Origin of the sequence: Microseira wollei NIES-4236 (assembly GCF_020521235.1) — a bacterium.
GTDB classification, from domain to species: domain Bacteria; phylum Cyanobacteriota; class Cyanobacteriia; order Cyanobacteriales; family Aerosakkonemataceae; genus Microseira; species Microseira wollei.
The window spans coordinates 1-923 of the sequence record NZ_BLAY01000471.1 but is presented as its reverse complement, the minus strand read 5'-3'; the positions used below and the strand labels follow the sequence as shown (position 1 = coordinate 923).

Genomic DNA, 923 nt, shown 5'->3' with positions numbered 1-923 from the left:
TATTTCCTTTTTATGACATCGTTTATACCGATGCAGTGAAAGCAGAAATACAACAGCGGGTGCTGCGGAACCATCGATTGATGGCAGACTGGAATATGCAGATATCTCCACTAGGACCGCGTTGACCCTGAGTGGGCAACCAAGGAAATTAGATCCTACTTATTGAGTGAAGTTCGAGTGGGATTAGTTGCTGATTGCCTGCGTCAATACAGACTCTATGAGAAGTGAGTTAATAAAATTATTGCCTCCGCAAAAATCTGTCTCAAATTAATCAAGCTAGGGTTTCAATCACCGCAGCTTCCAGATTGTGAATACCAAGAGCGACCCCTTGTAAGAGCTTACCAAAAAGCCGATCAAGTCTACCAAGTAGCTAGAAAGAAGTATGGAACTGCGATTGATGATGGTGCCGTACCAGAGGGTGTTGAAATTCCTAGACACCCGATGAAGTGCTAGTTGAGAAGTGGGAGAAAGTTATTAGCAACCTTCCCACTCATCACATCACCGGCAACAAAATCGCCGCCCTCGTGGAAGACAATCCCCAACCACCTAAAAAGCAGAAAGTAGACGGGATCACTTCCGTTCTGGGAACGGGCAGCGCGGGAAGCTGGAATCACCCCTGATGATTATCTAGAAGCTTTGCTAGAGGGAAAGCTAGACGCACAGAAGTTGAGGCGCCACCCGACTCAGCAACAGAATCAACTGATAGTAACGATGATAAAACTTCAGTAGATTCGGCTTCTCGAGACTAGAATTGGTTAGAATACTTGGAGCAGCTAGTTGAAGAATACGATTCAACCAATTTACAGTCCAATCCAAATCCTAAAATCTCAAAGTCAAAGTCAGTCTTTAAATGAAAAAAACAAGGGAAGAACATATTGAAGCTGTTCGCCCGCCGTCACTGTATTTGTTACCAAAATCAGGGA

The 923-nt window shown here is 44.3% G+C and carries 1 protein-coding gene; it reads left to right on the top strand.

Annotated features, from left to right (window positions below):
• Positions 1 to 446: 446 nt before the first annotated feature.
• Positions 447 to 620: a hypothetical protein gene (locus MiSe_RS49305; RefSeq protein WP_226594896.1), complete on the top strand. Its 174-nt coding sequence runs from the start codon at positions 447 to 449 to the stop codon at positions 618 to 620.
• Positions 621 to 923: the final 303 nt, after the last annotated feature.